Origin of the sequence: Streptomyces sp. NPDC038707, assembly GCF_040636485.1 — a bacterium.
Classification (GTDB): domain Bacteria; phylum Actinomycetota; class Actinomycetes; order Streptomycetales; family Streptomycetaceae; genus Streptomyces.
Genome location: NZ_JBEZUP010000048.1, coordinates 25,597 through 52,421 on the forward strand (window position 1 = coordinate 25,597; position 26,825 = coordinate 52,421).

A 26,825-nucleotide genomic window follows, 5' to 3' on the forward strand; every position below is an offset into this window, starting at 1 on the left:
CGGGGGTGCGGCGGCTGTGCGTTTCTCAGGCGGCCGCACCTTCGGTTCCGTACTTGGCGGACTTCCACCAGCCCGGGTTGTCGCGGTACCACTGCGCCGTGGCGGCCAGTCCCTCGTCGAAGCCGGTCAGCGGCGCATAGCCCAGTTCTTCGCGGATCTTGGAGTCGTCGATGGCGTACCGCAGGTCGTGTGCCTCGCGGTCGGCGACGTGGCGGATCATCTCCGGCCCCAGGCCCGTCAGCTCCAGCAGGCGTTCGGTGAGGGCGCGGTTGGTTCGGTCGTCGCCGCCGCCGATGTTGTAGATCTCGCCGGGCCGGCCGTGGTCGAGTACGAGGTGGATGCCGCGGCAGTGGTCGTCCACGTGCAGCCACTCGCGGATGTTGCGCCCGTCGCCGTACAGCGGCACCTGCTTCCCCTCGAGCAGATTGGTGACGAACAGCGGGATGAGCTTCTCGGGGTGCTGGTACGGGCCGTAGTTGTTGGAGCAGCGGGTGATGGAGAGGTTCACCCGGTGTGTGGTCCAGTACGTGCGGGCCACCAGGTCGGAGCAGGCCTTGGAGGCGGCGTAGGGGCTGTTGGGCAGCAGGGGGCAGTCCTCGGTCCAGGAGCCCTCGTCCACCGATCCGTACACCTCGTCGGTGGAGACGTGCACGACCCGCTGGACGCCGCTGACCAGCACGGCGTGGAGCAGCGTCTGGGTGCCGAGGACATTGGTGCGGTAGAAGTCTCCCGCGTCGGCCAGCGAGCGGTCCACGTGGGATTCCGCGGCGAAGTGCACCACGGCGTCGTGTCCGGGCAGCAGTTCGCGCAGCAGCCGCGCGTCGCAGATGTCGCCCTGGACGAAATCGAGCCGCGGGTGCGAGGCCGGGAGATTGCCGCGGTTGCCCGCGTAGGTCAGCTTGTCCAGGACGGTGACCCGGGCGTTCTCCCAGCCCGCGTACTGGTTCGCGAGGAGGCTGCGGACGAAGTGGGAGCCGATGAAGCCGGCGCCTCCGGTGACGAGGATCCTCATGCGGCGACTTCCACTTGGGTGTGGTCTCCGATGACCAGCCGGTAGCGGTCCGTGCTCTGTGTGGTGATGCCGACGGTGGCGGAGCGGCCGACGAGGGAGCTGTGCAGGCCCTGCACGCCGGTGACCGACGCCCCGTCCAGGACGATGGAGTGCGTCAGGCGGCTGTTGACGACCGCGCAGCCGCGTCCGACGGACGTGTGCGGGCCGATGTGGCTGTCCTCCACCACGGTGCCCGCACCGATGATCGCCGGCCCCTCGATGCGGGAGCGCACGATGCGCGCCCCTTCCTCCACGATGACCGGGCCCACCAGCACGCTGGTGTTGTCGGCCGTGCCGTCCACGCAGGGCCGGAGGCCGTCCAGGATGCGCGCATTGCACTCCAGGACGTCCGCGACCTTCCCGGTGTCCTTCCAGTAGCCCTCGTACTCGCTGGCCCGTACGTCCGCGCCCCGCGTCACCAGCCACTGGATCGCATCGGTGATCTCCAGCTCGCCGCGGGCGCTGGGCGTGATGGACGCGATCGCCTCGTGAATCGCGGCGGTGAAGAAGTACACCCCGATCAGGGCCAGGTCGCTGCGCGGCCGCTGCGGCTTCTCCACCAGGCGCAGCACCTCGCGGTCGGGCCCCAGCTCGGCCACGCCGAAGGCTCGCGGGTCCGGGACCTTGCGCACCACGATGTGGGCTGCCGGGCGGCCGGCGGCGAAGTCGTCGGCGATTCCGGAGATTCCGTCGGGCAGCATGTTGTCGCCCAGGAACATCACGAAGTCGTCGTCGCCGAGGAAGTCCCGGGCGATGGCGACGGTGTGCGCGAGACCGAGCGGGTCCTCCTGGCGGATGTAGGTCAGCCGGGCTCCGAACCTCGAACCGTCCCCGAGGACCTGCTGGATCTCGTTGTCGCGGCTGTTGACGATGACGCCGATCTCGTTCACGCCCAGGTCCAGGATGTTCCGTACGACGTACTCCAGGACCGGCGTGTTCGCTATGGGGATGAGCTGCTTGGGCATCGAGTAGCTGAAGGGCCGTAGACGGGTGCCCGATCCGCCGGCCAGCACCAGAGCTTTCATAGTGGTCCTCTCACTTCGGATGTGCGGACTTTCAGCCGCGATGCTCCGCCGTCAGCCTCTCCAGTACCGGAATCACGTCCTTCGGCGCCGGGGCGGCCAGCATGTCCTCGTACAGGTCGCGGGCCCCGGTCCGGAACGACGGTTCCGTCAGCAGCCGGACGAGGTCCTTGCGCATGCTGTCGACGTCGAGCTCCGCGGGGTCGATGAGCAGCCCCGCGCCCCGGCCGCTGATGTGCTGCGCGATGACCTTCTCGTCCCACATCGGGATCGGCACGATCAGCTGCGGCACCTGGAACGCCACGCAGGCACCCGAGGTGCCTCCGCCGCCGTGGTGGATGACGGCCGAGCTCGTCGGCAGCAGCTGATTGAGCGGCACGTATCCGATGGCTCGGACGTTGTCGGGGAGCGCGCCGACGGTGGCCAGCTGGTCGCTGTTCAGCGTCGCGACCATTTCCAGGTCGAGGTCGGACACGGAGTCGAAGAACGCCCGCAGGGGGAAGCCGCCCTGCGGGCCGTCGAGGAGCCGGCGGGTCTGGCCGAGTGTGAACACCACCCGGGCCCGTTCGGGCCGGGTGTGCAGCCACTCCGGGAGCGTGCTGCCGCCGTTGTACGGGATCCAGCGGACCGGCATGTACCTCAGATCCAGGGGGTACTGCATCCGCGCCGCCGTCAGGTCGACGGTCCACTGGCCGAGCAGCGTCTCCTCGGTGAAGTCGAGACCGTACCGCTCCAGCACCGGCTCCAGCCATGGCAGCCACGGGTCCTGCGTGAGGCCCGAGGCCGGATCGGCCAGCTCCTGCAGCGTCTTCGAACGGACCAGACCGACGTTGTCCATGCCGAACAGGAGGCGGGCGTGGGCGGCGCCGCAGGCACGCGCGGCCACCGCCCCGGTCGGAGCCAGTGGATCCCACAGCACCAGGTCCGGGCGCCAGTCCCGGGCGAACTCCACCAGCGTGTCCAGCACCGGCCGGCGACCGCCGCCGGCCGGTCCCGGCGGATAGTGCGCGTCGAGCAGGTCGATCAGCATGTCCCGGCAGGTGCGCCAGGCGTCCTCGTCGTCCGGGTCGATCGACGCGGTACGCCGGTCGGGGCGGTTCGCGACAGCGAGCAGCGGCGCCAGCGACTCGGCGAGTTCCTCCTTGCCGCCCAGGGGCACCGCGGTGAGGCCGGCCGAGGCGATGTTCGTGAACAACTTCGGGTCGAGCCCGGCCTCGGTGGTGGCCAACACGACTTCGTGACCGGCGCTCTGCAGTGCCCATGCCAGTGGGACGATGGGATAAACATGTGACGATGCCGGGAAGACGTTGAAGAGAATACGCATCGCTGACCTTCCTTGAGGGTGTCCGTATGACGCCGGCGGCTGCCGCTCGCCAGCAGCGTGCAGTCCGGTTCTAAAGGTCCACTTGCGCTGTTCGCCCGTCCCGGGATTCCACGCGCTCCTCTTCCGGAATCGGGGTCGCGCGCCGGTTCTCGAGGGATTTGCGCACGGCTGCCGCGACCGTGCGTACGTCGCCGTCGCTCAGGCCGGGATGCAGGGGCAGGCACAGGGTCCGTTCGGCGGCCCAGTCCGAGTGAGGCAGCCGAAGGCTCTGGGAGCCGAAGGCGGGGACCTTGTGCAGCGGTGCGTAGCGGAAGGTCGTGTAGATGCCGTCCTGGTAGAGGTCGCCGGCCAGCTCGTCCCGGATCCCGGGGTCCGTCTGCACCCAGTAGAAGTAGTGGGTGGATTCGTGGCCGTCCGGCAGAGCGGGGGGCAGCAGCAGCCCGGACACCTCGTCCAGCTCACGGTCGTAGAGCGCGCAGATCTCCCGGCGGCGGTGTACGAACTCGGGGAGCCGGCGCAGCTGTACGGAGCCGATCGCGGCGGTGAGGTCGTTGCCGATCACGCGGCGGCCGGGCTCGGGGATGTCCAGCTCCCACCAGCGGGAGGAGACCTTCGCGTGGCCGAAACCGCTGGGCTGGGCAAGCCCGTGGTAGGCCAGCCGCCTGGTCCTGACCGCTCGCTCCCGGTCCTTGACGTAGATCATTCCGCCGTCGCCGGTGACCAGGACCTTCATGGCGTCGAAGCTCCACATGGCGATGTCGCCGAAGGACCCCACGGCGCGGCCGTCCACCCGGGAGGCCACGGAGCAGGCGGCGTCCTCGACGAGTGTGACGCCCAGCTCACGGCAACGGTCCGCGATGCGGACGATGTCACCGGGTGAGCCCCCGTAGTGCAGGACGATCACGGCCCGGGTCCGGGGCGTGAGGGACCGCTCGATGTCCTCGACCGTGGGATTGAGGGTGCGGGGGTCGACGTCGCAGAAGACCGGCCGGGCGCCGCAGCTGAGGACGGCGTTCGCGGCGGCGACGAAGCTCAGGGACGGCAGCACCACCTCGTCGCCGTCCCGCAGGTCCAACGACTCCAGGGCGAGGAAGAGCCCTGACGTGCCGGAGTTGATGAAGACCACGTGTTCGGCGGGCACATCGATGTGCTCCGCGAACGCGGCCTCGAAGGCCCGCGTGCGCGGGCCGTGCCCCAGCCACTTGTCATCGAAGGTCTCGGCGATCGCGGCGAGTTCCTCAGCTCCGACTTGGGGCTGAAAGAGATTGATCATGACTACCTTTCGTGTCTCCGGCCGATAGCGACGTCAGAAGGATCCGAGTGGTTTTCCCGGGCGTGTTCGCTCCGCACAAGCACACGAGGGCGGGGATCCATCGTGTGCCGCGGCGCTAAAAGTCCGGCAAAGCGCCGGTTCCCGCGCACCACGGAATTCGGCTTTTCTCCAGCCGCGGGCATTCAGGGGTTCTGTCCCGGGGTGCCCCGGTGACGGTTGTGGCGGGCTGCGCGCAAGCGGGACTTCAGTGCGCGGGGCCACGCTCGTCGGGGGCGCGCACCGGTGCCGGCCCAGCCCGTGAGCGCGAGGAGAGGACGAGCGATGGGGTCGACGTACGACGAGGATGTGCGCACGTCCAAGCTCGCGGGCCCACCGGACCCGCGCCGCTGGGCGGTGCTCGCGGTCCTCTCCCTCGCCCTGTTCGTGATCATCCTGAACAACGGGCTGCTCAACGTCGCGCTGCCCAGTATGATGCACGACCTGGACATCGGCATCGGCACGGCCCAGTGGATCGTCGACGGCTACTCGCTGGTCTTCGCGGCCTGCCTGCTCACCGCGGGCACCCTGTCCGACCGGTACGGCCGCAAGCGGGCCACCCTGCTCGGCGTCGTGCTGTTCGGCGCCGGTACGCTCCTCGCCGTCACCGCGGACGGCGCGGCCCAGCTCGTCGCCGCGCGGGCGGTGATGGGCGCGGCCGCGTCCCTGGTCATGCCTGGCACCCTGTCCATCCTGGTGGACGTGTTCCCCGAGCACGAGAGGCCGCGTGCCCTGGCCGTGTGGGGCAGCGCGTCCGCGCTGGGCGTGGCCGTGGGACCGGTGCTCGGCGGCGCCCTCGCGGGCCACTTCTGGTGGGGTTCGGTGTTCCTGGTGAACCTGCTGCCGGTCGCCGTCGTCCTGGCCGCGGGTCTCGTGCTGCTGCCGGAGTCGGCGGCGCCCGTGCCCCGGCCGCTGGACCCGGTGGGGGCGGTGCTCGGCTCCGCGGTCATGGTGGCCCTGGTGTTCGGCGCCATCCACGCCTCGGGCCAGGGGTGGACGTCGGCCGCCGTCCTCGGCGCGTTCGGCGGTGGGCTGGTGTGCGCCACCGGCTTCGTGGTGTGGGAACGGCGGCATCCGAGCCCGATGGTCGACTTCACACTGCTGAGTCGTCCCGCCTTTCTCGGCGCGAGCGCCGGGATCATGCTGCTCTTCAGCGGGCTCGCCGGAACTCTGTTCACCCTCACCCAGTTCTTTCAACTCGGCCTGTCCTACGGCCCGTTGAAGGCAGGGCTCGCGCTCGCCCCGGTCGCGATCGCGGTCGGCGCGGGCTCGTCCCTCGCCCCGTGGCTGGCCCGGCGCACCGGCCCGCGCGGCGGCGTCGCCACCGGTCTGGCGGCGGCCGCGGCCGGCGCCCTGACGCTTGCGGCGGCCGACGGCTACGCGGGTGTCCTGCCCGGGCTCGCGCTGCTCGGCGTGGGCGTCGGGCTGGCCCTCGGGCCCGCGACGGACGCCCAGTTGTCCTTGGTCCCGCCCGAGCGGTCGGGCAACGCGGCAGCCCTCAGCGACACCATGATGGAACTCGGCAACGCCGTCGGAGTCGCCGTCGTCGGCACCGTTCTCGCACATGGCGCGGTCGGCGCCGCGGCGCCCGGCGCCGGCGTCGATGCCGCCGCGACAGCGGGCTTCGTCACCGCGGCGGTCATCGTCGCGGCCGGCGCCGTGCTCGCCGCACTGCTGCTGCCCGGCCCGGCCCGCCCCGGGGCGGACGAAAGGACGGGCGAGTCGGCGGTGCGCACCGGGCCCACGGGGAATGAGGCACCGGTCCGGCCGGTCTGACCCCGGAACACGGCCACGGCATCGCCCCCGGCGCCGGCGGCTCCTGCGCAGGGTCCTTCGTCGGGCGGGACCTGCTGCTGCCCGGCAGGGGCCACCCCGTGAAGATCTCATGTGCCGCACCCCACGGCTTCACCCTCCGTCACGTGCTCCTGTCCCTGTCGGCACCGGCGCGCTCGTGCGACTGTCGCCGCGGAGGCCTGGAGAAGGCCTGCACGGTGCGGAAGGAGAAGGGGAGATGGAGATCGGTGTCCTCGGGCCGCTCGTGGTGTCGGTGCGCGGTCGGTCCCTTGTGCCCAGCGCGGCCAAGTCACGGCAGGTGCTCGCACTGCTCGCGGCCAACCTCGGCCGGCATGTGTCACTGGACGCCATTGTCCGGGAACTGTGGGACGGCACGACTCCCGGCTCCCCCACGGGCGTGGTGCAGACGTACGTGAAACAACTGCGCCACGCCCTGGCCGCCGCGCTCGGCCCCGCCGACGAGACGGGTCCCAAGGAGCTGTTGAGCCGTACGCACACCGGATACGTCCTGAACCTGCCGGGTGCCGAGGCCGATGCCAGAACCTTCGAACGGCTGGCGATGGACGGCTTCCGGGCGCTGGCGCAGCAGGAGGCCGCCGAGGCGGCGGCGCTGCTGGACAGGGCCGAGGAGTTGTGGCGCGGGCCGGCACTCGCCGATGTGCGGACCGGGCCGGTGCTGCGGACCGAGACCCACCGCCTGGACGAGGTGCGGCGCGCCGCGACGGAGCATCGCGTCACCGCCTACATGATGCTCGGCCGGCACTCCGAGATCCTCGGCGAACTCAGCGCCATGACGGATCGCTATCCCCTCCAGGAGGGCCTGCACGCCCTGTGGATCGTGTGCCTGTACCGCTGCGGCCGCTCCGGCGAGGCCTTGGATGCTTTCCGCCGGCTGCGCGCGGCGATGGTGGGTGAACTCGGGATCGAGCCCTCGCACCGCCTGCAGCGACTCCACCATGCGGTCCTGCGCGACGACCCCGCGCTGGACGCGGCTGCCGCTGGTTTGGCTGCCTTTTAGCTGGGGCCCGCATTCTCGTCGCACGCCTGTCGGCGCCTGTCGTTCACGGGGCTGGGGAGTCGTGGGGCGGGGAAAGATGCCCCGGGGAATCTGTCCGGCGTCGCGCCGGCCGGCCGTTCCCCTGACGTACGACACCGTTCCGCACACGCACTCCGGGAGCCACCTTGCCAGTCGCCTCACCTTCTTTACTCGGCCGCGTCCTCTACCGCGGACCCTCGCTGGACGAGCTCCACCGGCACTACGCCAAGGGCGGCCTCATCGACGACCGGGCGCCTGTGACGGCCGTCAGCCGGGTGCGGATCTCGGCTCCCCCGGCGACCGTGTGGCGGCTGCTGCACGACCTGCCGGGCTGGCCCTCCTGGGTGCCTGGGGTCACCTCCGTGCGGCAGGGGCCGAAGGGCACCGTGCCGGACGAGCGGTTCCGCTGGAAGCTGGGCGGGATGCCCATCAGGTCGACGCTGGCCGTGGTCGAACCGCTGCAGGAGCTGTGCTGGACCGGTGTGCTCGCCGGCACCCGGGCGGTGCACCGCTTCCGGCTCGCCTCCGCCGACGGCGGGCAGGCCACCGACGTGCTGTCCGAGGAGTCCATCGGCGGCCCGCTCATCGCCCTGTACTTTCCCAGTGCCAAGCTGAGCACCGTCCTGCAGAACTGGCTGGAAGCCCTCAGGGCCACTGCCGAGACCGCTGAGACCGAGACGGAGGTTCCCCGGTGAGTCACACGACTCTGGCGCTCGCCAACAACGCCGTCGTCCTCGGCATCCGCTTCCTGCTCGAAGTGACCTCGCTGGTCTGCTTCGGCATCTGGGCCTGGCGCAAGGTTCCCTCGCCGTGGCGCTGGCTCGCGGTGGTCGTGGTGCCGGTGGCCGTCGGCTGGATGTGGGGCACCTTTACCGTGCCGGACGACCCGTCGCGCTCGGGCGAGAGCGACGTCCACACACCGGGCCCGCTGCGGCTGCTCCTCGAACTCGGTGTGTTCTTCGGAGCGGTGGCGGCTCTGTACTTCGCGGATCTGCGCCGGGCCGCCCGCTGGCTGCTGGCGATCATGGTCATCTACCAGGTGCTCGCCTACGACCGCATCGGCTGGCTGCTCAGCCACTGAGCAGCAGTCTCGCCGGAATCGGGCTCTCGATCGATTTGGCTGTCTTTTAGCGGTCGACCACACACTCCTGGCGTGCCTGCCGGGACCCGCTCCGCCGTGGGCCGAGATGTCCGGCCGGTCGGGCAGGTGCCCCGTGCGCGTCCGCACACCGGGACCCGGACGTCCGCCGCCCTCCGGTCCGTCCACCTCGCCGCCCACGGTGCGGCGGTCCCGGCGGGCGTCCAGACGACCGGACGAGCCCGAGGCGGAACGGAATGACACGCTACTTGTCCCACACCTCACCGACGGACGGCGCCGAGACCGGGGTGCGGCTGTTCTGCTTCCCCTTCGCGGGCGGCGGGGCGTCGGCCTACCGGCGCTGGCAGCGCGGCCTCGACGCGCACGGGGCGGGCGCCCGGGTGCTGCCCGTCCAGCTGCCCGGCCGGGAGGGCCGGATGACCGAACCGCGCTTCACCGATCTGCACGCGCTCGTCGCCGACCTCGACGAGCAGCTGGACGCGGAGCTGGAGCACCCGCACGTCTTCTACGGGCACAGCATGGGCGCCCTCGTGGCGTACGCGCTGACCGCCCGGCGCCAGCGCCGCGGCGTGCCGCTGCCCATGGCGCTGGCCCTGAGTTCGTACCGGGCTCCGCACCTTCCGGCGCCGAGGATCGCCGACCCGGGGGCCAGTGACGAGGAACTCGTGGCCTCTTTGGCCGCGTTGGGCGGAATCCCCCGGGTGGTCCTGGAGCACCCCGAGTTCCTGGCGGCGCTGCTGCCCGTCACCCGCGACGACCTCCAGCTGTGCACGATGTCCTTCGCACCGGACGCGGAGGCCGTGCGGGTGCCGCTGCATCTGTTCATCGGCGCCAGGGACCGGCTCGTGTCGGTGCCCGAGGTGGTGGCCTGGCGGCGCCACGCGGGGCGCGGCTGCGAGGTGCGGGTGGTGCAGGGCGGGCACTTCTTCATCCGCGCCCACGAGGACGCCTTCCTGCGGGAGCTCGCGTCCGTGATCCGCCGGTACGACAGGGCTCCGGTGCTGGCCGGCGCCCTGTCCGCCTGACCGGCGAAGGCGGCACGCGGCCTGCCGGGCCGGCAGATACTCCTGCACCCCTGTCCGGTCCGTCCGGCCCCGTACGGCCTGTCGGCCTGTCCTCGGTGGCGGATTCCGACCGCCGCCCACCCGGCCGCACCGGGTCACGTCGAGCGGCCTCGCCCGGATCGGCGGCGAGGCCGGGCCGCCGGAAGGGGGCCCGCCGGACAGCCCGCCCGGAGGTCACGCGGGCCGCGCAACCGACGCTACAGCCGAGGCCCCCACCATGGCCGGAAGGCACCCCACAGCCGACGCACCACCAGCTTCTCCCGCGGTTTCGACCCACTTTTCTCCCCAGATATCCAGGAGCGGATGTGCAGGACGACCGGGCGCAAGCCTTCATGACGACCTTGACGCGACAACTCGCCGCCGTGCGCCCCGAGACGGCCCAGCGGCACATCACCGAGCGGTCCCGGCTCACCGGGGACCTCGGTCTGGACTCGGTGGAGCTGGCCGAGCTCTTCGAGCGCATCCGGGAGACGTACGCGGGAGTGGAGATCTCGGACTGGCTGGCGACGGCGACCCGGGCGGAGGGCGACACGGTCGGCAGCCTGGTGCGCTACCTGGCGCTCGCCGTGCCCGAGGAGCGGCCCCTGGTCGCGGGGAGCGCCCGATGACCGTCACCCAGGACGCGCCCGCGCGCACCGACTTCGTCGCGCTCGCCGAGGAGCTGGCGAAGCGGTTCGCCGGCCGGGCGGCCGAGCACGACCGGGCGGGCGACTTCCCGCACGAGAACATCGCCGAGCTGGTGTCCTCCGGCTACACCGCGATGACCGTGCCGCGCGAACACGGCGGCGGCGGCGCGGGCCTGGAGGAGCTGTGCCGGGCGCAGGAGACCCTCGCGGCCGGCTGCGCGAGCACCGCCTTCGCGGTCAACATGCACGTCCACGGCATCGCGATGATCGCGGGGATCGGCGGCCCTGCCGCCGAGCGGGCCTACCGGGCCATCGTCGAGGACGGCTCGGTGATCGCGGGCGGGTTCAGCGAGCCCGGAGTGGGCGGCAACTGGTGGCATCCCACCACCAGGGCCGAGCCGGTGGAGGGCGGTTACCTGCTGAATGGCCGCAAGGGTTTCTTCACCGGGTTCCCCGCGGCCGACCTGCTGTTCCTGTCGGCCGCCCGCACCGACGACCGTGGGCTGCCCGAGCCGGTCGGCTTCCTGGTGCCCAAGCCGGAGCGCGGGGTCAGCGTCACGGCCGAGTGGGACGCGGCGGGCATGCGGGCCACGGGCAGCCATTCGCTGCTCCTGGACAACCTGTTCGTGGCCAAGGAGCACATGGTGGGGCAGCCGGGTGCGCTGCCGCTGATGTTCATGCAGGGCGTGCACTGGGCGTGGTGCAGTTTCGCCTCCGTGTTCCTCGGGATCGCCCGCGGGGCGCTGGAGACCGTGGTGCGCGAGCAGCGCGGCCGCACCCTGCACGTGCTGGACCGGACCGTCGCCCATCTGCCGGGCGTGCAGTTCCGGGTGGCGGAGATGCGCACCCGGCTCGCGGCCGCGGAGGCGCACCTGTACCAGGCGGTGCGTGCCGATCACGACCGGGCGATCGCCGAGGATCCGCTGGGTCATTACATCGAGATGAGCGTGATGAAGAACAGCGTGTGCCGCCTCGCGCACGAGGTGGTGTCGCTGGCGATGCAGGTCCAGGGCGGTTCCGCGCTGATGTCCTCGCATCCGCTGCAGCGCGCCTACCGGGACGTGGTGGCCGGGCTGCTCGTCCCGCCGAACTCCGACGTGACCGCCGAGTGGGCGGGCAAGCACGCGCTCGGAGTGCCGGTCTTCGCCGAACCCCGTTGGGAGGGCTGAACGCCATGACCACCGCCACACCGGTGCGGGTCACCGAACGGGCCGCGCGCTGGACCGAGTTGCAGGACAGCGCCCGGGCCCTGGCCCGTCGCTTCGAGGAGCGCTCGCAGAGCGGGTACGGGGCCGGCGAGTTCGTTGGCGAGAACATCCGTGACCTGGTGGACGCCGGGCTCACCGCGATCAACGTGCCCGCGGACCTGGGGGGCTTCGAGGCAACGCTGGAGGAGAACACGCGGCTGCTGCGGATCATCGCGGGCGGCTGCGGGTCGACGGCGTTCACGCTGGCCATCCACGCGGTCCTGACCGGCTCGATGCGCAGCGATCTGAGCGTCGCCGTGCGCGAGCGGATGTTCGGCGCGGTGCGCGACGGGGCGTTCGTCGTGGGCCCGTTCACCGACGAGGGCTCGGGCGGCAACTGGGTGCGTCCGTCCACGACGGCCCGGCGGGTGCCGGACGGTTTCGTCCTGGACGGGCTGAAGCACTTCGCCACGGGATATGACGCGGCCACGCACCTGGTGGTGACCGCCGGTCTCGACGACGCCCATCTGGAGCCGCCGTTCAACCTGGCGGCCTTCTTCGTCGAGAAGCCCGACGAGGGCATCGAGGTGGTCGCCCCGTGGAGCGGCTTCGCCCTGCCGATGACGGGTTCGCACTCGCTGAAGCTGGACGGTCTGCGGGTCGACGCCGATGATTCGGTGTTCCCCGACGGGCTGACCCCGCTGTTCGTGATGGCCCGTCAGCAGTGGGGGCACTACTGCTTCGCGGCGGTGTTCCTCGGGCTCGCCGAGCGGGCCTACGAGCTGGCCGTGGAACGGACCAGGGGCCGCGCCACGACGGCGGTGTCCGATCTGGCCCGGCTGCCCGGCATCCAGTTCGCGGTGGCCCGGATGCGCTCCTCGCTCGCCACGATGGACGCGCTGCTCACCGAGTACGCGACCCGCCACGTGGACCCGGGCGAGGATCTGCCGGCGTTCGTGGCCGACACCTGCATCCCGAAGTACCACATCACCAACGAGGCCGAGCACGTCGTCGCCACCGCGTTCGAGGTGATCGGCGGCTCCGGCATCCGTGACGGCTCCCGCATCGGGCAGATCTGGCGGGACGTCAAGGCGGGCCCGCTGCTGCCGTTCACCAACGACATGGCCCGCGAGTTCATCGGCAAGGCGGCCCTGGGCATCAGCCCGGTCGAGACCCCGAGGTGGGTGTGATGTCCACGGCACCGGCGATCGACAACGAGTACTACGAAGAGGTCGGCGACGACTGGTGGGACACCGAGGGCCCGCTGCGTGCCCTGCACGAGATGAACCCGGCCCGCACCGCGTACTTCGACCGGATCATCAAGGAGCGTCACCCGGGCCGGTCCGCCGGCACGATCCGCGTCGTCGACCTGGGCTGCGGCGGCGGGCTCGTCGCCGAGGAACTCGCCGGCCGCGGCTACCGGGTCACCGGCATCGACCTCTCCCCCGGCACCGTCGACGCCGCCCGCCGGCACGCGGCGGCCTCCGGCGTCGACGTGACGTACCGGGTCGGCTCGGCGTACGGCACGGGCCTTGCGGACGGCTGCGCCGAGGTGGTCGTCGCCTCCGACGTCCTGGAGCACTTCCACGACCTGCCGGCGGCGCTCGCCGAGATCGACCGGCTGCTCGTGCCCGGCGGTGTGCTGCTGTTCGACACGGTGAACCGGACGGTGCGCAGCTATCTGCTGCTCATCCTCGTCGCCGAGACGCTCCTGGGCATCATCAAGCCCGGCACGCACAACTGGAAGATGTTCATCCGGCCCGCCGAGCTGCGGGGGCGGCTCGCGTCCGCCGGGCTGCGGCTCGCCGCCACCCACGGGCTCGGCCCCTCCCGGCCGCTGCCGCTGCTGCTGCCCGGCCTGCTGCGCCATCGCCGCCTGGGCACGTTCACCCTCACCGGCGATGTCTCGGCCAGCTACATCGGCCACGCCGTCAAACGAAGCACCACGTGAAGGACAGGACAACCATGGTCTCCATACGCTCCGCCAGCGTCGCCGGCACCGAGGTGAAGGCCGAACCGGACGCCGTACGGGCGCTCCTGCTCGACGTCGTGGGCTGCGGCCTGCTGATGCCGGGTGTGGAAAGCCTCACGGCCGAGGGCGGCGACGTCTACCACTACGTACTGGCCACCATCTCCAACGGTGCCGTCAGCCACACCCCCGACCACCGCACCCGCTTCGACACGACCGACGCGGCCCGGATCCGCTGGGAGCCGGTCGGCGCGCACAACTTCCGCTCCTGGGGCGAGTTCCGCACCGCTCCCGGCAGCGAACCCGGTACCACCTTCCTGGAGATCGACACGCGGTCCGAGGCGGACGTCGACATCGCCCCGGTCGTGCTGCCGCTGGTCGAGCCGTTCGCGCGGCAGCAGAGCGACCAGGTCACCGAGGGCTTCCTCGCCGCCGTCAAGGAGCGGGTGGAGTCGGGCGCCGGAGCCGCGTCATGACGACGGTGTCCGAGGCCCCGGCGGCCGGCCGCGCCCGGACCCGCGGAGTGGCCAGGCTGCTCTCGCTGCGCACCGCGGCGCCCGAGACGGTCGTCCCGCAGCAGGACGCGTTCGAGACGTACTACCGGGAGCGGTACCGGGGCGTGGCGAAGGCGGAGGGGATCTTCCGCGGGTCGGGGGTGCGCACCCGGCACATGGCCTGGGACCCGCGCACCGCGTACGCGGACGGCTATCCGCCGATCAAGCCGCGGATGGCCGCCTGGGAGGAGCACGTGCTGGCGATGAGCCGCAGCACGGTGGGCGGCGTCCTGAGCGCGGCCCAGGCCGCCGGTACGGGGGGCGCCGCGGGCGCGGACCGGCTCACCGACCGGATCGGCTCGTTCGTGATGGCCAGCTGCACGGGGTACGCGGGGCCGACCCCCGACATCCTGCTGGCCAAGGAGTTCGGGCTCCGCAAGGACCTGCGGCGCACCTTCATCGGGCACATGGGCTGCAACGCGGCGTTCAACGTCCTCAAGGCCGCGTTCGACGCGCTGGCCGCCCGCCCCGACGAGCTGGTGCTGGCCGGCAGCGCCGAGGTCTGCTCCGTGCACCACCGCCCGGAGTTCACCGCCGAACAGGCCGTCGTGAACGCGCTGTTCGGCGACGCCGGGGCGATGACGCTGCTGGCGGCGGACGACGGCGGGGCGGCGCCGGGACCGGTGTTCCTCGGCACGCACACCGAGACCCACCCCGAGACCACGCACGCGATGAGCTGGCACATCGAGGACCAGGCGTTCCGCATGACGCTCTCCCCGTACGTGCCGTTCTACATCGGCGAGAGCATCACCCCGTTCGTCGAGCGGCTGATCGCCCCGCACGGCCTGGGCGTGGGCGACATACGGCACTGGGGCATCCACCCCGGCGGCCCGAAGATCATCGACTTCGTGGGGCAGAAACTCGACCTGACCTCGAGCCAGCTCGCGCCGTCCCGGGCGGTCCTCGCCGACCACGGCAACTGCTCCTCCGCCACGATCCTGCTGATCCTGGACCGGATCATGCGCGAGGGACGGCCCGCCCCCGGGGAGTACGGCGTGCTCATGGCCTTCGGCCCCGGACTGACCATGGAATCGGCTCTCGTCCGCTTCTGACCCCCGCCCCGACCCGGCGCATTCGAACCGAGGGACTTCCCGCCATGACGATCACGACGACGAGCGCGCTCGAACCCCGCTGGACCACCCCCGACCTCCATGCCGCCATCAAGGACCACTACGACGGGCTGATCGAGCTGTACGAGGACCTGTGGGGGGAGCACATCCACCACGGGTACTGGGCCGGCGACGAGCCCGACCGCGGGCGGCACGCCGCCCAGGTGCGCCTGGTCGAGGAGCTCATCGCCTTCGGCCCGGTGCCCCCGATGGCCACGGTCCTCGACGCCGGCTGCGGCATCGGCGCCTCCGCGGTGCACCTCGCGAACCGCCTGGGGTGCACCGTCGACGGCATCACCATCAGCGCCGAGCAGATCGGCCGCGCCGAGGCGAAGGCCGCCGAGGCCGGCGTCACCGACCGGACCACGTTCCGGCTGCTCGACGCGATGCACACCGACTACCCCGACAACGCCTTCGACGTCGTGTGGGCGCTGGAGAGCTGCGAGCTGATGCCCGACAAGAAGGCGTTCCTGGCCGAGTGCACCCGGGTGCTCAAGCCCGGTGGCACGCTCCTGGTCGCCACCTGGTGCGCCCGCGACGAGAGCCTCGACGCCGACGAGACCCGGCTGCTGCACCGCATCTACCGCGACTTCGTCGTCTCCCACGTCCTCCCGCTGGAGCGCTACGCGCAGCTCGCGGGCGAACTGGGACTTGCCGACGTCCGGACGGCGGACTGGTCACCGCAGGTGTGGGACACCTGGAAGCTGTCCACGGACATCGTCAAGCCGGTGGTCCGCGACCCCTCGGTGATCTGGAAGCTGGTCCGCGCCAAGGGCGTGGACATCTTCCGCTTCCTCAATTCGGTGCCGCTGATGAAGCAGGCGTACGAGCGCGGCGTCATGCACTACGGCGTGCTGCGCGCGACCAAGCCGGCCGGGAGCTGACCATGACGAACACCGCCCCCGCCGCGACGGCCGTCGAGTCGCTGGTCGCCGACCTGCTGACCCAGCCGTGGCTGATCGACCTCTTCGGCGAACTCACCGAGCGGCAGAAGGCGTCGGCCGCGGCGACCGAGCAGCTGCGCACCAAGGACGCCGCCACCCACGTTTTCTGGCCCTTCCACTCGCCGCAGTTCCCGCTGATGGTGACCGAGGCGCACGGCAGCCGCATCGTCGACGCCGACGGGAACACCTACACCGACTGTCACCTCGGCTTCGGCGCGCAGGCGCTGCACGGGCACAGCCCGCAGCCGGTGGTCGACTTCGTCCGTGACCACCTCACGACCACCACCGGCAACGGATACTGCACACCGGTCGAGTCCCAACTCGTCGACCTACTGGGCGAGTTCGTGCCGCACTGCGAGAAGTTCGCGTTCCTGAACTCGGGCACCGACGCGACCGCGGCCGCCATCCGGCTCGCCCGCGCGCACACCGGACGCCGGATGGTGGCCAAGTTCGAGGGCTCCCTGCACGGCGTGCACGACCTCGGCATGCACAACACGGCCTTCTGGTACCACGGCCATCCGACCCAGCCCTTCCCCGGCAGCACGCCGGACGGCGGCATCGAGCGGCGGTCGGCCCTCACCGGGGTGCCGGTCGCCGATGCGCGCGACCTGCTGGTGCTGCCCAACGACCCGGTGCGGGCCGTGGAGCTGATCGAGCGGCACAAGGACGAGCTGGCCTGTGTGCTGACCGAGGCGGCGTCCTCGTCGTTCCCGTTCGTGGAGCACACGGTTCCGCTCCTGAAGACGGTGTCCGAGCGCTGCCGGGCCCTGCGCGTGCCGTTCGTCCTCGACGAGGTGCTCACCGGTTTCCGCTACGGTCCCGGCGGCGCCGCCGCGTACTTCGGCATCGAGGCGGACCTGTACTGCTACGGCAAGGTGCTCAGCGGTCTCGGCATCCCGCTGTCCGCGGTCGGCGGCCGGGCCGCACTGCTGGACCACACCCAGACCTCCGGGCTCCCGCTCACCGACATCGGCCGCAAGACCTGCGTGCAGACCACCCACGCCGGCAACCACCTGGCCCTGTGCGCCTCCTACGCGAGCCTGCGGCTGCTGCACGAGCAGCGGGACACGTACTACACCGAGACCCGCGCGAAGGTCGCCCGGGTCCAGGATCGTCTCGCCGCGTTCCGTGCCGAGACGGACATCCCGCTGCGGCTCGTCGGGTTCGGCGACTTCATCGGATCGTTCGGCTTCCTGGAGCACGACTCCTACGACGACTACCGCACGTTCGCCGGGTCGGTGAACCCCATCGCGTTCTTCCTGCTGACCCTGATGCTGCGCCGGCGCGGCTTCTACACGCTCAGCCTGCCGATGCTGTTCACCGGCGGCGCGCACAGCACCGAGGACCTCGACGCCCTGGTGTCGGCGGTCACCGACTCCGCGCGCGAGCTCGACCGGCACGGCTTCCCGTTCATCCTGCCCGGGGCCGGCCGGGCATGAGCGCCGGGGCCGACGAGCAGGCCGACGCCGTCGTCGTCGGGGCGGGTCTGACCGGTCTGGTGACGGCCGTGCGGCTGGCCCGCGTCGCCGGTCCCGGACGCAGGGTGCTGCTGCTGGAGGGCGGCGGAGAGCCGGGCGGACGGGCCCGCACCACCGAACACCAAGGATTTCATCTGGGGCTCGGCCCGCGCGCCCTGTACCGCACCACCCGCGACCGGCTGCGGGCGCTGGGCGTACGCGTCCCCGGCCGGACCCCCGGGCTGAACGGGGCCCTGGCCCTGCGGGACGGGGCTCTGCACCCGGGGTACGCGGCGGCCGGGCCGCTGCTGCGCACCGGTCTCCTCTCGCCCCGGGAACGGATCGCGGTGGCCCGGCTGCTGGGTCTGGCCCGCGGCCGCGCCGACCTGGCCGGCACCGACGCCGCACAGTGGCTGGGCGACCGGCTGCCCACCGAGCGGGCCCGGCAGGCCGCCTTCGCGGTGCTGCGCATGAGCAGTTACACGGGCCGCCCCGACATGATCGGCGCGGACGCGCTGTCGCTGCACTTCGCCGAGGTGCGGCGCGGTGTGGAGTACGTCGACGGCGGCTGGCGCACCCTGACGGACGCGCTGCTCGCGCGGGCCCGGCAGCTGGGCGTCGAGCTGCGCACGGGCTGCCGGTGCGCCGTCGTGGAAGGCGGGGAGCGCCCACGGGTGGTGACCGCCGACGGGCATCCGGTGCGGGCCCGGTCGGTGGTGCTGGCCGGACTGCCGCAGCGCGCCGCGGACCGGCTCCTCGGCTCGGCCGGGCCGGGCCCGGGCGCTCCTGCCGCCCGGCCCCTGCACACCGCCTGCCTGGACGTGGCGCTGAACCGCCTGCCCGACCCGCGCCGCACGCTCGTCGTCGGTGTCGACGAGCCGCTGTACCTGTCGGTGTTCTCGCGCACGGCCCGGCTGGCTCCCGAAGGGGGCGCCGTGCTCCATCTGGCGCGCTACGACGACGGCTCGAAGCTCGGCCCCACCGAGGTCCGCAAGCGGCTGTACGAGCTCCTCGACCAGTGCCAGCCCGGCTGGCAGGAGGCGGTGGTGCACGAGCGCTTCCTGCCTCGGATCACCACGATGACGGCCGTGCCCGAGGCACGCACCGGCGGGCTGGCGGGCCGTCCCGACGTGCGGGTCCCCGGCCATCAGGGGGTCTTCGTGGCGGGTGACTGGGTCGGTCCTGCCGGTCTGCTCGCCGACGCCTGTGTGCTCAGCGGAACCCGGGCGGCCGACGCCGCGGCCGCCCGTCTGTGAGGGCGGCCGCCGCCCGCTGCAAGCCATCCCCTTCCGACACAACGGAGTTGCCATGCGTCCGATCCGTATCGCCGCCATCGGGGGCTCGTTGCGCTCGGGGTCGGTCTCCGCGGCCGCGCTGCGGGCGTGCGCGGCGCGGGCCCGCAGCGCGGGAGCCGAGGTCACCCTGGTGTGCGGCACCGATCTCGTGCTTCCGCCCTACGACCCGGACACCACCCGCCCCTGCGCCGCCGAGGCGCGGCTGCTGTCGGCGCTGCGCGCCGCGGACGGGGTGCTGCTGGCCAGTCCGACGTACCACGGCGGCATGTCGGGGTTGCTGAAGAACGCCCTCGACCACACGGAGGGGCTGGCCGGTGACGTGCCCGCCTACCTGGACGGGCGCTCCGTGGGCTGCCTGAGCGTGGCGTGGAACGAGGTGGCGGGCGCGTCCGCGCTCGCCGCGCTGCGCACCTGTGCGCAGTCGCTGCGCGGCTGGGCCGTCCCGATGGGCCTGGTGGTGCCGGCCGACACGGAGTTCGCCGCGTCCGGCGCCTGCGCGGACGCGCGCACCGCACGCCGCCTGGACATCCTCACGGACCAGGTCCTGGAGTTCGCCGCGATGCGCCGGGGCGGAGCGTCAGCCGAGGCTGTCCAGGTCCCGCAGCTGCCGGTCCAGCGCCCGCTCGACCGGGCTCAGCGGAATGTCCGGCCGGAGCCTCTCCAGCGGGTGGGAGAGCGTTGACCGGGCGTGCTCGACGGGCAGGTGGACCCACATCTGACCAGCCGCGACCAGGCAGTTGTAGGCCTCGCCCAGTACGCGGGCGATAACATCCAGGGGCCGGAACATCGGGGCTCCTCTCGGCAGCCGCGCGCGACGGCGCGGCGCGGAGCCCCGATGGTCGGGGGCGGTGCTAAACGACGGCTAGGGCCGGTCATCGAAGACGTATGAAAACGTCATCCCCCACCAGTGAGGGCAGCACTGTCCGCCTCCGGTCGGCCATCGCAGAATTCTGGCCGTGAGACAGCGGTCCCCCGCACGGAGAGCCTCCGTCCGCGCCTCGCAGCGTCCAGACATTCACTGCCAGGCACATCCGAGGGAAAGGTTTCCCCATGGTCAACGCAGGATCGTCCGGCTCTCACCTCGACGACACCACCCAGGCCCGCGGGGCCGGCCGGTCGCTGGTGATCGAGGATCTGGACGGCGCGGGACAGTGCGACGTCGCGCTGTTCAGCATCTGCATCGTCTCCGTCTCGGTCAACGACGCCAGAGGGCACATCGCGGCATGACCGGTGCCGGGGAGCACAGATCCGGGACGCTGCGCCCGGACGACACTGCGCTGGTGGGCTTCAAGCGTCATCTCAGCCCGGTCGTGGTTCCCGGCGAAGCCGCCTACCTGGTCTCGCGGCGCGGCGTCACCGCGCTGCGCGGCCCCCAGGCGGAGGTCCTCGTGCCACTGCTCGACGGGACGCACACCGTCGACTCGGTGCTGCGGGAGGCGTCCCGGGTGCTGCCCCCTGAGGAGGCGGGGCAGTCGCTCGACGCACTGACCCGCTCGGGGCTGCTGGGTTTCCGCCCGGCGGCCCCGGCCGGCGCCCAGGACGGGCAGGGCGACCCGATGGCCGAGGCGTACTGGGACCTGGCGGGCCTCGACGGCCGCCGGGCCACGGACGAACTGGCCGGTGCCGCCCTCGAGTTGGAGGCACTGCCCGGCATCGAGGCGGAACCGGTGCGCGCGGCGTGCCTGGAGTCGGGGCTCTCCGTCGCCGCCGCGGGTACCACCTCCGCGCCCGCGGGCCTCTCCCTCGTCCTGTGCGACGACTACCTCTCACCCGAACTCGCCGACGTCGACGCGCGGCACCGCGCCGACGGGACGCCGTGGCTGCTGGCCAAGGTGTGCGGCACCGACCCCTGGGTGGGGCCGATCTTCCGTCCGGGTCAGGGCCCGTGCTGGTCCTGTCTGGCCGACCGGCTGCGCGGACACCGGCGTTCGGAGTGGCCGGTGCAGCGCGCGCTGGGGCTCGCGGGGCCACCGGCGCGGCCTGCCGCCTCGCTGGCCGCGGGCCGCGCCATCGCCGTCCACCTCACGGTCCTGGAGGCCGCCAAGTGGCTGGCGGGCATGCGGTACCCGGCACAGGACCTGGTGCACACCCTGGACACCATGCTGCTGCGGGCCTCCGCCCACCCCGTGCACCGGCGCCCCCAGTGCCCGGTCTGCGGCGACCGGGGCATCGTGGCACGGACGGCGCGCGCACCGTTCGTCCCGTCGAGCCGCCCCAAGGCCATGCGCCACGGCAACGGCCACCGGGCCGAGGAACCGGCGCGGACGCTGGAGCGCTACAGCCATCTCGTGGGCCCCGTCACCGGGATCGTGAAGGAGATCCGGCGGGCCCCGCGCACCCCCGACTTCGTCGACAGCTATCTGTCGGGCCACAACCTCGCCTTCAGCCCGCACGATCTGGCCGGTCTGCGCGCGGGCCTGCGGGCACTGAGCGGAGGCAAGGGGCTCGACCCGGTCGAGGCGCAGGTCAGTGCCCTGGGTGAGGCGGCCGAGCGGTACAGCGGTACCCGGCAGGGCGACGAGCCCGTCGTACGGGACAGCTACCGCGCGCTCGGCGCGGACGCCCTGCACCCCAATGCCTGCCAGCTCTACGGGGAGCAGCAGCTGCGCGACCGCGACGCGTGGAACGCGCGGGGCTCGCACTTCCAGTACGTGCCGCGGCCGTTCGACGAGACCCGGCCCACCGACTGGACCCCCGTGTGGTCGATGACGGCCGGGCGGCACCGGCTGCTGCCCACCTCGATGCTCTACTTCTCCAGCGGTGCTCCCGCCGAGGACGGGCTGAGCTGCGACTCCAACGGGAACGCGGCGGGCAGCAGTCCCGAGGACGCCCTCTTGCAGGGGTTCCTGGAACTGGTGGAACGGGACGCGGTGGCCCTGTGGTGGTACAACCGCACCCGCCAGCCCGCCGTGGACCTCGACGCGTTCACCTCACCCGAGGTGGACCGTATACGCGAGGGCTACGCGGGGATGGGCCGCGAGGTGTGGGCCCTCGACCTCACCTCCGACTTCGGCATCCCCGTCGTCGCCGCGCTCAGCCGGCGCACCGGCGCCCCCACGCAGGACGTGATCTTCGGCTTCGGCGCCCACTTCGACCCCCGGGTCGCCCTGTGCCGGGCCCTGACGGAGATGGGGCAGATGCTGCCGGCGGTGCTGCCGCGCCGGCCCGGCGGCCCCGGCTACGGGATCGACGACCCCGACGCCGTCCACTGGTGGCGCACCGCCACGCTCGGCAACCAGCCGTATCTGACCCCCGACCCGTTCGAGCGGGCGGGAGTTCCCGGAAGTTGGGCGTACTCGCCACGTGCCGATCTCCTGGACGACATCAACGCGGTGCATGATCTGGTGCGCGCCCGGGGTCTCGAACTGCTGGTCCTGGACCAGACCCGGCCGGACCTGGAACTGCCCGTGCTCAAGGTGATCGTGCCCGGCCTGCGGCACTTCTGGGCGCGGCTGGCACCGGGGCGGCTGTTCGACGTGCCGGTCGAGCTCGGCAGGCTGGCGCGGCCGACACGGTGTGCCGACCTCAACCCCGTTCCGCTGTTCGTGTAGGAGCCTCGCCGCAGGAGACCGCGTCACAGCAGGGCCAGATGGCCCAGATCCCGTCAACATGCTGTCAACACCTGTCACTCACAGTTTTCACGCCATTCCCATATGATCCGAGGCGGCTCTCTGTGGTACGAGCTGGAGTCCGTGAAGGCCTCTACACGTCGGGGGACGGGTCATGGGACTGCGTAAGCGTCTGGCAGACGCATCGGTGGGCGCTCCTGCGGACGGAACCCGGTCGGGCCTCGCGCTGCCCGGGCCGCGACTGGCCCGGGTCATCCTGCGCGTGGCCCTGCTGTCCTACACGTCCATCACGGCGCTGAACGTCTTCAGCACGCACCTGAGCACCACCGGCCGGGCCGGCGCCGTCGCCGGACTCGTCGTGGTCTTCCTCATCCAGCTGCGGCACTCCTCGTTATGGGCCGCGCGCCGGCCGCCGCTGGACAAGGCACTCACCCTGGGCGCCCAACTCCTGCTCACCTACCTTCCGTTGTTCGTCTACCACGCGCAGTGGGGAGCGCTGGGCGGGTTCTTCGCCGGTTCGCTGCTGCTCCTGCTGCCGCCCCGGCCCGCGTGGACCCTGTTCGCCGCCACCGGGCTGAGCATGTTCCTGCCCCCGCTGCTGACCGGCCGGGGGATCGTCGACTCGATCTATCTGTGCCAGTCCACCCTGCTCACCGGTCTGGTGGTCTACGCGCTGTCCCGGCTCAGCGAGGTGATCCGCGAACTGGCCGACGCACACGGCGAGCTGGCCCGGCTCGCGGTGGTGCGGGAGCGGCTGAGGTTCGCCCGGGACCTGCACGACCTGCTCGGCTTCAGCCTGTCGGCGATCACGCTGAAGAGCGAGCTCGTGCACCGGCTGATCCCGACCCACCCCGAGCGGGCCACGCGGGAGGTGACCGACATCCTGTCCATCTCCCGCCAGTCACTGGCCGATGTGCGCCGGGTCGCCAGTGGCTTCCGCGACATGTCGCTCGACCAGGAGGTCACCTCGGCCGAGTCGGTGCTGCACGCCGCCGACGTGGAGGTGCGGCTGCGCGTGGTGGCGGGCCCGGCCGACCACCGGGTGGAGAACGTCCTCGCCGCGGTGCTTCGGGAGGCCGTGACGAACGTGCTGCGGCACAGCAAGGCGAGCCGGTGCGCGATAGAGCTCACCGCCGAGGGCGACGAGATGACCCTCACCGTCGTCAACGACGGCGTTCCGGACGAGCCGACGGCGCCGTCCCCGCACGGCGGCAGCGGCCTGGGCAACCTCGCCCTGCGGGTGGGCGAGATCGGCGGCACCCTCAGCTCCCGCGTCCTGGCGGACGGCACCTTCGAGGTACGGGCCGTGACCCCGCGCCGGCCCGCCGGGTGAGCGCACGGGGAGCGCTGGTATTGGATCCTTGAACTTTCCATACTCGTACTGGCGCTCCGTTGGTAGAGTCCCACAGGGGGCCCACGGTCAGTGGGGTCGGGGGGACGAAACGGGGCGGCACGTTGATTCGTGTACTGCTGGCCGAGGACATGCGCATGGTGCGTGGCGCACTCGTGGCCTTGCTGAACCTGGAGCACGACATCGAGATCGTGTGCGAGGTCGAGAACGGGGACGACATCGTCCCGGAGGCACGGCGACACCGTCCCGACGTGGCGATCATCGACATCGATCTGCCCGGCACCGACGGACTGACGGCCTCCGCGAACCTCCGGGAGGAACTGCCGGAGGTTCGCGTCCTCATCCTGACCAGCATGGGCCGGCCCGGCACCCTGCTGCGGGCGATGGCCGCCAAGGTGGACGGCTACCTGCTCAAGGACGCGCCGCCCGCCGAACTGGCCTCCGCGGTACGGCGGGTGGGCGCGGGCATGCGCGTGGTCGACCCGCAGCTGGCGGTGGCGGCCTGGGGCGGGCAGACGAGCCCCCTGACCGAGCGGGAGACCGAGGTCCTGCGGCTCGCCTCGAAGGGAGCCGAGCCCTCGGAGATCGCGGACAAGCTCCATCTGTCCACGGGCACGGTCCGCAACTACCTGACCACCATCACCACCAAGCTCAACGCCCGCAACCGCCTGGACGCCGTCCTGATCGCGCAGGAATCGGGCTGGCTGCTGTGAGGAAGCCGCCGCCGGCCGTCAGCAGTCCACCGTCATGCCCGCGGCGACCAGATAGCTGAGGACGGCCTCGGTCACCTCGGGCGGCAGCGGCAGGACGGCCGCCGCCCGGGACGGGGTGACCGGCCAGGCCAGCAGTCCCACGACCCACACGGCCTCCGGCCGGTGCAGCTGCACCCAGTGCGCCGACCCGGCGGAGCGCAGCGCGAACCCCGCCGGATCGAGGGTCATCGACGCGTCGCTCATCAGCCGGATCAGACGCTGCGCGGACACGTCGGCGGGCGCGAACTCGGCCCCCTGCCGGATCGTGATGACGGACAGCAGCGGGCCCTTGAGATCCTCCAGGCTCAGGGTGCGCACGATCAGATGGGACAGCCGGCGCAGCATCGGCCACAGCATCAGATACGCGCCCCGCCCCTGCCCCGACGCGTCGGCCTTCAGCTGACGCGTGCTGATGTTGGCCAGCAGGACGGGTCCCAGCTGCATTCTGCGGAGCGCCTCGCGCTCCACGGGTGTGGGAGCGCCGACGCGCTCGGTTCCGAACCGGCTGCGCAGCACCAACCCGTCCCCGGCGTCGTCCTGTTCGACGGTCACGTCCTCGTGCAACGACCAGAGATGGAGCGCGCGGCCCTCGACGACCCGCGACATGTCATCCCCTTTCGTCGGCACCCGATTCTCGCGTGGACGCCGGGGCCCCCGACAGCAAGATCGTCACTCGCCTCCCATGAATTTCTCATGTCCGCCCGGTGCGGCGTCCCCCGCCGGAGGCTCGCTTTGGCCCGTCGCAAGGAGGGCTTCCTACGGTTCGGCCATGACCGTGCAGACAGCAGACAGCCCACCGGCGCCGCCGCCGCACCGGTCCCGCCAGGTGCGGCGCGTGGACCGGGTCGTCATCCGTTTCGCCGGCGACTCGGGTGACGGTATGCAGCTCACCGGCGACCGTTTCACATCGCAGACGGCAGCGTTCGGCAATGATCTTTCGACGCTGCCGAACTTCCCGGCGGAGATCAGGGCGCCCGCAGGCACACTGCCGGGCGTCTCGTCGTTCCAGCTCCATTTCGCCGACCACGACATCCTGACGCCCGGCGACGCGCCGAACGTCCTGGTGGCGATGAACCCGGCCGCTCTGAAGGCGAACATCGCCGACGTGCCGCGCGGCGCGGAAGTGATCGTGAACACGGACGAGTTCACCAAGCGCGCGATGGCGAAGGCGGGCTACGAGTCCAGCCCGCTGGAGGACGGCTCGCTGGACGCGTATCACGTGCACCCGGTGCCGCTGACGACGCTGACGGTGGAGGCGCTGAAGGAGTTCGGCCTCTCCCGCAAGGAGGCCGAACGCTCCAAGAACATGTTCGCGCTCGGTCTGCTGTCGTGGATGTACCACCGGCCCACCGAGGCCACGGAGCAGTTCCTCACGGCCAAGTTCGCGAAGAAGCCGCACGTCGCCGCGGCCAACCTGGCGGCCCTCAAGGCGGGCTGGAACTTCGGCGAGACGACCGAGGACTTCGCAATCTCCTACGAGGTCGCGCCCGCGGCGACGGCCTTCCCGCAGGGCACCTACCGCAACATCTCCGGGAATCTCGCGCTGGCCTACGGGCTCGTGGCGGCGTCTCAGCGGTCCGGACTCCCCCTGTTCCTGGGCTCGTACCCGATCACCCCGGCCTCGGACATCCTGCACGAGCTGTCCCGGCACAAGAACTTCGGGGTGCGCACCTTCCAGGCCGAGGACGAGATCGCCGGCATCGGCGCGGCGCTGGGCGCGGCCTTCGGCGGCTCCCTCGCGGTCACGACCACCTCCGGCCCGGGCGTGGCGCTCAAGTCGGAGACGATCGGCCTGGCCGTCAGTCTCGAGCTGCCGCTGCTCGTCGTCGACATCCAGCGCGGCGGCCCTTCCACCGGCCTGCCGACCAAGACCGAGCAGGCGGATCTGCTCCAGGCCATGTACGGCAGGAACGGCGAGGCGCCGGTGCCCGTGGTCGCGCCGCGGACCCCGGCGGACTGTTTCGACGCCACGCTGGAGGCCGCCCGGATCGCGCTGGCCTACCGCACACCCGTGATGCTGCTGTCGGACGGCTACCTGGCCAACGGCTCGGAGCCCTGGCGCATCCCGGAAACGGAGGAACTGCCCGATCTCAGGGTCCGGTTCGCGCAGGGCCCCAACCACACCCTGGCCGACGGCACCGAGGTGTTCTGGCCCTACAAGCGCGACCCGCAGACCCTCGCCCGGCCGTGGGCGATCCCGGGCACCCCCGGCCTGGAACACCGCATCGGCGGCATCGAGAAGCAGGACGGCACGGGCAACATCTCCTACGACCCGGCCAACCACGACTTCATGGTCCGCACCCGCCAGGCCAA

Annotated in this window: 25 protein-coding genes and 1 pseudogene; 20 read left to right on the forward strand and 6 right to left on the reverse strand. The window is 71.9% G+C overall.

What is annotated here, in order from left to right; translation table 11 throughout:
• Window positions 1–25: 25 nt before the first annotated feature.
• From rfbB to AB0E62_RS36875, 4 genes are all read right to left on the reverse strand, one after another.
• The gene (rfbB, locus tag AB0E62_RS36860) at window positions 26–1,012 is read right to left on the reverse strand and encodes a dTDP-glucose 4,6-dehydratase (RefSeq protein ID WP_362204386.1); all 987 of its coding nucleotides are present in this window, start codon (window positions 1,010–1,012) and stop codon (window positions 26–28) included.
• Window positions 1,009–2,076 carry a glucose-1-phosphate thymidylyltransferase gene (locus AB0E62_RS36865; protein WP_362204389.1) on the reverse strand — a complete coding sequence of 356 codons (1,068 nt, stop codon included), beginning with the start codon at window positions 2,074–2,076 and terminating at the stop codon, window positions 1,009–1,011. The genes rfbB and AB0E62_RS36865 overlap by 4 nt, the downstream gene beginning before the upstream one ends.
• A gap of 31 nt (window positions 2,077–2,107) precedes the next feature.
• Entirely contained in the window at window positions 2,108–3,397 is a 1,290-nt protein-coding gene (locus tag AB0E62_RS36870; protein ID WP_362204392.1) for a nucleotide disphospho-sugar-binding domain-containing protein, read from the reverse strand.
• Window positions 3,398–3,467: 70 nt separating this feature from the next.
• Window positions 3,468–4,670, reverse strand: coding sequence for a DegT/DnrJ/EryC1/StrS family aminotransferase (locus AB0E62_RS36875; RefSeq protein WP_362204395.1), 1,203 nt, complete (start codon window positions 4,668–4,670; stop codon window positions 3,468–3,470).
• Between the two features lie 321 nt (window positions 4,671–4,991).
• Here AB0E62_RS36875 and AB0E62_RS36880 point away from each other — a divergent pair, with 321 nt between their 5' ends.
• From AB0E62_RS36880 to AB0E62_RS36950, 15 genes are all read left to right on the forward strand, one after another.
• Window positions 4,992–6,482 carry an MFS transporter gene (locus AB0E62_RS36880; RefSeq protein WP_362204398.1) on the forward strand — a complete coding sequence of 497 codons (1,491 nt, stop codon included), beginning with the start codon at window positions 4,992–4,994 and terminating at the stop codon, window positions 6,480–6,482.
• Window positions 6,483–6,717: 235 nt separating this feature from the next.
• A complete protein-coding gene (locus AB0E62_RS36885) occupies window positions 6,718–7,518 on the forward strand; it encodes an AfsR/SARP family transcriptional regulator (RefSeq protein WP_362204401.1) in 801 nt (266 codons plus the stop codon).
• A 164-nt stretch (window positions 7,519–7,682) separates the two neighbouring features.
• The gene (locus tag AB0E62_RS36890) at window positions 7,683–8,231 is read left to right on the forward strand and encodes an SRPBCC family protein (RefSeq protein ID WP_362204404.1); all 549 of its coding nucleotides are present in this window, start codon (window positions 7,683–7,685) and stop codon (window positions 8,229–8,231) included.
• A complete protein-coding gene (locus AB0E62_RS36895) occupies window positions 8,228–8,617 on the forward strand; it encodes a YrdB family protein (protein ID WP_362204407.1) in 390 nt (129 codons plus the stop codon). The genes AB0E62_RS36890 and AB0E62_RS36895 overlap by 4 nt, the downstream gene beginning before the upstream one ends.
• Before the next feature lie 254 nt (window positions 8,618–8,871).
• Window positions 8,872–9,660, forward strand: coding sequence for an alpha/beta fold hydrolase (locus AB0E62_RS36900; RefSeq protein WP_362204410.1), 789 nt, complete (start codon window positions 8,872–8,874; stop codon window positions 9,658–9,660).
• A gap of 371 nt (window positions 9,661–10,031) precedes the next feature.
• On the forward strand, window positions 10,032–10,307 hold the full coding sequence (locus tag AB0E62_RS36905) for an acyl carrier protein (protein ID WP_362204413.1): 276 nt from the start codon (window positions 10,032–10,034) through the stop codon (window positions 10,305–10,307).
• Window positions 10,304–11,494: an acyl-CoA dehydrogenase family protein gene (locus tag AB0E62_RS36910; RefSeq protein ID WP_362204416.1), complete on the forward strand. Its 1,191-nt coding sequence runs from the start codon at window positions 10,304–10,306 to the stop codon at window positions 11,492–11,494. Before AB0E62_RS36905 ends, AB0E62_RS36910 begins: the two co-directional genes overlap by 4 nt.
• Window positions 11,495–11,499: 5 nt before the next feature.
• Complete coding sequence (locus AB0E62_RS36915; RefSeq protein ID WP_362204419.1) at window positions 11,500–12,702, forward strand: acyl-CoA dehydrogenase family protein; 1,203 nt, start codon at window positions 11,500–11,502, stop codon at window positions 12,700–12,702.
• Window positions 12,702–13,463: a bifunctional 2-polyprenyl-6-hydroxyphenol methylase/3-demethylubiquinol 3-O-methyltransferase UbiG gene (gene ubiG / locus AB0E62_RS36920; RefSeq protein WP_362204422.1), complete on the forward strand. Its 762-nt coding sequence runs from the start codon at window positions 12,702–12,704 to the stop codon at window positions 13,461–13,463. Before AB0E62_RS36915 ends, ubiG begins: the two co-directional genes overlap by 1 nt.
• A 14-nt stretch (window positions 13,464–13,477) precedes the next feature.
• On the forward strand, window positions 13,478–13,957 hold the full coding sequence (locus tag AB0E62_RS36925; protein ID WP_362204425.1) for a hypothetical protein: 480 nt from the start codon (window positions 13,478–13,480) through the stop codon (window positions 13,955–13,957).
• Entirely contained in the window at window positions 13,954–15,087 is a 1,134-nt protein-coding gene (locus AB0E62_RS36930) for a type III polyketide synthase (protein WP_362204428.1), read from the forward strand. Before AB0E62_RS36925 ends, AB0E62_RS36930 begins: the two co-directional genes overlap by 4 nt.
• 44 nt (window positions 15,088–15,131) lie before the next feature.
• Entirely contained in the window at window positions 15,132–16,028 is an 897-nt protein-coding gene (locus tag AB0E62_RS36935; protein WP_362204431.1) for a methyltransferase domain-containing protein, read from the forward strand.
• 2 nt (window positions 16,029–16,030) lie between these two features.
• Window positions 16,031–17,527 carry an aminotransferase class III-fold pyridoxal phosphate-dependent enzyme gene (locus AB0E62_RS36940; protein ID WP_362204434.1) on the forward strand — a complete coding sequence of 499 codons (1,497 nt, stop codon included), beginning with the start codon at window positions 16,031–16,033 and terminating at the stop codon, window positions 17,525–17,527.
• Window positions 17,524–18,801, forward strand: coding sequence for an FAD-dependent oxidoreductase (locus AB0E62_RS36945; RefSeq protein WP_362204437.1), 1,278 nt, complete (start codon window positions 17,524–17,526; stop codon window positions 18,799–18,801). Before AB0E62_RS36940 ends, AB0E62_RS36945 begins: the two co-directional genes overlap by 4 nt.
• A gap of 52 nt (window positions 18,802–18,853) precedes the next feature.
• Window positions 18,854–19,522, forward strand: coding sequence for an NAD(P)H-dependent oxidoreductase (locus AB0E62_RS36950; RefSeq protein ID WP_362204440.1), 669 nt, complete (start codon window positions 18,854–18,856; stop codon window positions 19,520–19,522).
• Here AB0E62_RS36950 and AB0E62_RS36955 read toward each other — a convergent pair.
• Window positions 19,502–19,627, reverse strand: a pseudogene (locus AB0E62_RS36955) (hypothetical protein); the annotation flags it as partial. The gene AB0E62_RS36950 and the pseudogene AB0E62_RS36955 sit on opposite strands and share 21 nt — an antisense overlap.
• A 263-nt stretch (window positions 19,628–19,890) precedes the next feature.
• Here AB0E62_RS36955 and AB0E62_RS36960 point away from each other — a divergent pair.
• The 4 genes from AB0E62_RS36960 to AB0E62_RS36975 all read left to right on the forward strand — a co-directional run bounded on the left by AB0E62_RS36960 (window position 19,891) and on the right by AB0E62_RS36975 (window position 24,473).
• On the forward strand, window positions 19,891–20,067 hold the full coding sequence (locus tag AB0E62_RS36960; RefSeq protein ID WP_362204443.1) for a hypothetical protein: 177 nt from the start codon (window positions 19,891–19,893) through the stop codon (window positions 20,065–20,067).
• Complete coding sequence (locus tag AB0E62_RS36965; protein ID WP_362204446.1) at window positions 20,064–22,391, forward strand: TOMM precursor leader peptide-binding protein; 2,328 nt, start codon at window positions 20,064–20,066, stop codon at window positions 22,389–22,391. The genes AB0E62_RS36960 and AB0E62_RS36965 overlap by 4 nt, the downstream gene beginning before the upstream one ends.
• A gap of 172 nt (window positions 22,392–22,563) precedes the next feature.
• Window positions 22,564–23,742 carry a histidine kinase gene (locus AB0E62_RS36970; protein ID WP_362204449.1) on the forward strand — a complete coding sequence of 393 codons (1,179 nt, stop codon included), beginning with the start codon at window positions 22,564–22,566 and terminating at the stop codon, window positions 23,740–23,742.
• 122 nt (window positions 23,743–23,864) lie between these two features.
• A complete protein-coding gene (locus tag AB0E62_RS36975) occupies window positions 23,865–24,473 on the forward strand; it encodes a response regulator transcription factor (protein ID WP_362204452.1) in 609 nt (202 codons plus the stop codon).
• Between the two features lie 18 nt (window positions 24,474–24,491).
• On the opposite strand, the gene AB0E62_RS36980 is transcribed toward AB0E62_RS36975, so the two are convergent.
• Complete coding sequence (locus tag AB0E62_RS36980) at window positions 24,492–25,118, reverse strand: NADH oxidase (RefSeq protein WP_362204455.1); 627 nt, start codon at window positions 25,116–25,118, stop codon at window positions 24,492–24,494.
• A 163-nt stretch (window positions 25,119–25,281) separates the two neighbouring features.
• On the opposite strand from AB0E62_RS36980, the gene AB0E62_RS36985 reads away from it, so the two are divergent.
• The coding region (locus AB0E62_RS36985) for a 2-oxoacid:acceptor oxidoreductase subunit alpha (RefSeq protein WP_362204458.1) at window positions 25,282–26,825 on the forward strand (1,544 nt) is incomplete at its 3' end.

What these genes read in the sequence shown, in the direction of transcription:
- ubiG (WP_362204422.1), top strand. Translation starts at nt 12,702, where the DNA reads ATGTCCACGGCACCGGCGATCGACAACGAGTACTACGAAGAGGTCGGC.
- AB0E62_RS36965 (WP_362204446.1), top strand. Translation starts at nt 20,064, where the DNA reads ATGACCGGTGCCGGGGAGCACAGATCCGGGACGCTGCGCCCGGACGAC.
- AB0E62_RS36960 (WP_362204443.1), top strand. Translation starts at nt 19,891, where the DNA reads ATGGTCAACGCAGGATCGTCCGGCTCTCACCTCGACGACACCACCCAG.
- AB0E62_RS36980 (WP_362204455.1), bottom strand. Translation starts at nt 25,118, where the DNA reads ATGTCGCGGGTCGTCGAGGGCCGCGCGCTCCATCTCTGGTCGTTGCAC.
- AB0E62_RS36970 (WP_362204449.1), top strand. Translation starts at nt 22,564, where the DNA reads ATGGGACTGCGTAAGCGTCTGGCAGACGCATCGGTGGGCGCTCCTGCG.
- AB0E62_RS36935 (WP_362204431.1), top strand. Translation starts at nt 15,132, where the DNA reads ATGACGATCACGACGACGAGCGCGCTCGAACCCCGCTGGACCACCCCC.
- AB0E62_RS36880 (WP_362204398.1), top strand. Translation starts at nt 4,992, where the DNA reads ATGGGGTCGACGTACGACGAGGATGTGCGCACGTCCAAGCTCGCGGGC.
- AB0E62_RS36940 (WP_362204434.1), top strand. Translation starts at nt 16,031, where the DNA reads ATGACGAACACCGCCCCCGCCGCGACGGCCGTCGAGTCGCTGGTCGCC.
- AB0E62_RS36945 (WP_362204437.1), top strand. Translation starts at nt 17,524, where the DNA reads ATGAGCGCCGGGGCCGACGAGCAGGCCGACGCCGTCGTCGTCGGGGCG.
- AB0E62_RS36930 (WP_362204428.1), top strand. Translation starts at nt 13,954, where the DNA reads ATGACGACGGTGTCCGAGGCCCCGGCGGCCGGCCGCGCCCGGACCCGC.
- AB0E62_RS36910 (WP_362204416.1), top strand. Translation starts at nt 10,304, where the DNA reads ATGACCGTCACCCAGGACGCGCCCGCGCGCACCGACTTCGTCGCGCTC.
- AB0E62_RS36950 (WP_362204440.1), top strand. Translation starts at nt 18,854, where the DNA reads ATGCGTCCGATCCGTATCGCCGCCATCGGGGGCTCGTTGCGCTCGGGG.
- AB0E62_RS36875 (WP_362204395.1), bottom strand. Translation starts at nt 4,670, where the DNA reads ATGATCAATCTCTTTCAGCCCCAAGTCGGAGCTGAGGAACTCGCCGCG.
- AB0E62_RS36870 (WP_362204392.1), bottom strand. Translation starts at nt 3,397, where the DNA reads ATGCGTATTCTCTTCAACGTCTTCCCGGCATCGTCACATGTTTATCCC.
- AB0E62_RS36925 (WP_362204425.1), top strand. Translation starts at nt 13,478, where the DNA reads ATGGTCTCCATACGCTCCGCCAGCGTCGCCGGCACCGAGGTGAAGGCC.
- AB0E62_RS36865 (WP_362204389.1), bottom strand. Translation starts at nt 2,076, where the DNA reads ATGAAAGCTCTGGTGCTGGCCGGCGGATCGGGCACCCGTCTACGGCCC.
- rfbB (WP_362204386.1), bottom strand. Translation starts at nt 1,012, where the DNA reads ATGAGGATCCTCGTCACCGGAGGCGCCGGCTTCATCGGCTCCCACTTC.
- AB0E62_RS36885 (WP_362204401.1), top strand. Translation starts at nt 6,718, where the DNA reads ATGGAGATCGGTGTCCTCGGGCCGCTCGTGGTGTCGGTGCGCGGTCGG.
- AB0E62_RS36915 (WP_362204419.1), top strand. Translation starts at nt 11,500, where the DNA reads ATGACCACCGCCACACCGGTGCGGGTCACCGAACGGGCCGCGCGCTGG.
- AB0E62_RS36900 (WP_362204410.1), top strand. Translation starts at nt 8,872, where the DNA reads ATGACACGCTACTTGTCCCACACCTCACCGACGGACGGCGCCGAGACC.
- AB0E62_RS36905 (WP_362204413.1), top strand. Translation starts at nt 10,032, where the DNA reads ATGACGACCTTGACGCGACAACTCGCCGCCGTGCGCCCCGAGACGGCC.